The following is a 3,001-nucleotide window of genomic DNA, read 5'->3' as shown; positions in this document are numbered from 1 at the left end:
GGGGCCGGGTCGGGCTCGGTGGCCCCGCGGCGTCCGGCGTCCGGCGTGCGGCGTCCGGCGCCGCGGGGATGACGGACCGCGCAGCCGCGAGGCGTGCGGCGCCGCTGACGGCCGCCGACGGCTGTCGACGGCCGTTGGCGGAGGAGCGGGGCCGCACGGCCGGAGGGGCGGGCTGCCCCGGAACGGCGGGCCCTGCGGCGTGCCGCCCGGGACCGGCGTGCCGCCCGGGACCGGCGTGCCGCCCAGGACCGGTGTGCCGCCCGGGAACAGCGGATAGCTCGGGAACGGCGTGCCGCCCGGGAAACAGCGGATAGCTCGGGACCGGCGGGCCCTACGGCGTGTCGATGTGCACGCTGGTCGACTTGACGCGGGCTGTGGCCTGCATGCCGACCTCCAGCCCCAGCTCCTCGACGGCCTCCCGCGTCAGCAGGGAAACCAGCCGGTGCGGGCCTGCCTGGATCTCGACCTGTGCCGCCACGTCACCGAGCTTGACGGCGGTCACGATCCCGGCGAACGCGTTGCGGGCCGAGGTGTAGGGGACGTCATCGTCGTCGGCGGCGTGCTGGCCGATCTCGACGGAGAAGGCGGCCAGATCCCGTCCGTCGATCAGCCGGCGCCCGCTCTCGTCGCGGTGCGTGGTGACCCGGCCCGCGTCCGCCCAGCGCCGCGCCGTGTCCGGGCTGACGCCGAGCAGCCGGGCTGCCTGGCCGATGGTGTACGACTGCATGTGCGCCAACGTATGGCCCATAGGCTCGCATATGCAATGTGAATGGCTTTTCTCTATAGCATGTGCCAACCTGCCTTGGAGGAACCCCCAAGCCGGCCGAAGTCGTGCTCCGTGCGGGCGACTTCAGCCGACGTGCCCGGCCCGATTGGTGCACCGCGCCGCCGCGGCGGTGCCGCCGTCTCGCGCGCGGCCATGCCCCGCGGTACGTCGCCGCCTAGACTCTTCGAGCGGTCCGAAGGCGCGGGCGAGGAACGGAGAGGACACGGCACGTGAGCGAGAGCAGCGGTCCCGAGGGCGCCGAGACGCCGGTCGCGGATGTCGCGCACAACGCCAGGGTGTGGAACTACTGGCTGGGCGGCAAGGACTACTACGCCATCGACCAGCAGGTCGGCGACCATGTCACCAGCATGTACCCCAGCATCCGCGAGGTGGCGCGCGCGGACCGGGCCTTCCTCGGCCACGTGGTGCGGTATCTGGCGGGGGAGGTGGGCATCCGCCAGTTCCTCGACATCGGCACCGGGCTGCCCACTGTCGAGAACACCCACCAAGTGGCCCAGCGGGTCGCCCCGTCCTCGCGGATCGTCTACGTCGACAACGATCCCACCGTCCTCATCCACGCCCGGGCCCTGCTCACCAGCTCCCAGGAAGGCGCGACCGACTACATCGACGCCGACGCGCACCACCCGCACGCGATCGTCGACGCCGCCGCCGACACCCTCGACCTCGTCGACCCCGTGGCCGTCATAATGCTGGGCATCCTCAACTTCGTCGCCGAGACCGACGAGGCCTCCCGCATCGTCGACGCGCTGATGGAAGCCGTCCCCTCCGGCAGTTATCTCGTCCTCACCCACCCCACGCTGGAGCTGGGCGGCGAGGCGAACGAGGAGGCCATGCGGTTCTGGAACGAGAACGCCACGCCACCGATCACAGCCCGCAGCCGCGTCGAGGTGGCCGGGTTCTTCCGCGGGCTCGAACTGCTGCCCCCCGGCATCGTCTCGTGCTCCCGCTGGCGGCCCGGGCACGCCGCCGACGACGAGAAGAGCGTCGCCCAGTTCGGCGCGGTCGCCCGCAAGCCCTGAATCCGGCTCGCGCCCGCGCTGCCCGGCACGTCCGTTCCCCGAGGGAGGCCGAGGCCGACGCCGCACCTGTCGACGGTCCCGGTTAGCTTGGACGGGTGAGCGAGAGTGGAGGCCCGGAGCGGATGGAACGGCTGAGGGCCGACTGTGAGCGGTGCGCGGGGCTGTGCTGTGTGGCGCTGCCGTTCGCGAGGTCGGCCGACTTCGCGGCCGACAAACCCGCGGGAAAGCGCTGCGGGAACCTGACCGACGAGAACCGGTGCTCGATCCACGCGCGGCTGCGCGTCAGCGGCTTCATCGGATGCTCGGTCTTCGACTGCTACGGAGCGGGACAGCGGGTGACGGCCCGCGAGGGGACGGTCTCCCCACCGCAGCTGTTCGCGGTCTTCCGGGTGACGCGGCAGCTGCACGAGCTGTTGTGGCTGCTCGCCGAGGCAGCGACAGCCGGTCGGTGCCCGGAGGCCGAGGCGCTGGCGGCGGAGCTGGACGCGCTGATCGACGGCGACGTCGCCACGCTGCTCGCCGCCGACGTCGAGGCGTGGCGGGCCCGGGTCGGGCCGGTCCTGGAGCGGGTCAGCGCGCGGGCGCGCGCGGGGCTCGGTGGCCGGGACCTGCGGCGCGGCGACCTGACGGGCAACCGGATGCGGAACGCGAGGCTGCGCGGTGCCACCCTGCGGGGCGCGCTGCTGCTCGCGGCGGACCTGCGCGGGGCGGACCTGCGCCAGGTGGACTTCCTCGGCGCCGACCTGCGGGACGCTGATCTGCGGGGCGCCGACCTGTCCGGAGCGCTCTTCCTCACGCAGCCGCAACTGAACGCGGCCCACGGGGACTCGGCCACCCGGATCCCCGACACGCTGACCCGCCCCGGGCACTGGCCGGACCACGGCTCGCCCGTGCCACCCGGGCCCCCACGGCAGGCGCGGGGTGGCTCCCGTGCGCAGGAGTCCCGCGGCGGTGGTGGCGCACGCGGCGCACGCGCGCGTGGCCCCGGAAAGGGCGGGCGCGGCCGAGGCCGGTGACGCCGAGCCGTCGGCCACACCGCACGGCATCACACCGCACGGTGTCGCACCGCAAGGCGTCACACCGCACGGTGTCGCACCGCAAGGCGTCACACAGCACGGTGTCGCACCGCACGGCGCCGCACCGCACGGCGTGACACGCTCGACCGTGCGGATGCCACCGCCCGGCTCGGCCCGAC

Annotated in this window: 3 protein-coding genes; 2 read left to right on the top strand and 1 reads right to left on the bottom strand. The window is 73.9% G+C overall.

Annotated features, from left to right (window positions below; all coding sequences use genetic code 11):
• Positions 1-331 precede the first annotated feature (331 nt).
• A complete protein-coding gene (locus AB8Z75_RS33480; RefSeq protein ID WP_369208679.1) occupies positions 332-727 on the bottom strand; it encodes a molybdopterin-binding protein in 396 nt (131 codons plus the stop codon).
• Between the two features lie 269 nt (positions 728-996).
• Between AB8Z75_RS33480 and AB8Z75_RS33475 the strand changes: the two genes are divergently transcribed.
• Together AB8Z75_RS33475 and AB8Z75_RS33470 are read left to right on the top strand one after the other, a co-directional pair.
• The gene (locus AB8Z75_RS33475) at positions 997-1,806 is read left to right on the top strand and encodes an SAM-dependent methyltransferase (protein WP_369208678.1); all 810 of its coding nucleotides are present in this window, start codon (positions 997-999) and stop codon (positions 1,804-1,806) included.
• 95 nt (positions 1,807-1,901) lie between these two features.
• On the top strand, positions 1,902-2,822 hold the full coding sequence (locus AB8Z75_RS33470) for a pentapeptide repeat-containing protein (RefSeq protein ID WP_369208676.1): 921 nt from the start codon (positions 1,902-1,904) through the stop codon (positions 2,820-2,822).
• Positions 2,823-3,001: the final 179 nt, after the last annotated feature.

The organism is Streptomyces sp. PU-14G, from assembly GCF_041028275.1.
Classification (GTDB): Bacteria; Actinomycetota; Actinomycetes; order Streptomycetales; family Streptomycetaceae; genus Streptomyces.
Note: the sequence above shows the minus strand (reverse complement) of the source record. Positions and strands in the feature narration are given on the sequence as shown.

Bases quoted from the DNA above. Each gene is read 5' to 3' on its own strand.
- AB8Z75_RS33480 (WP_369208679.1), bottom strand. From the start codon at position 727: ATGCAGTCGTACACCATCGGCCAGGCAGCCCGGCTGCTCGGCGTCAGC.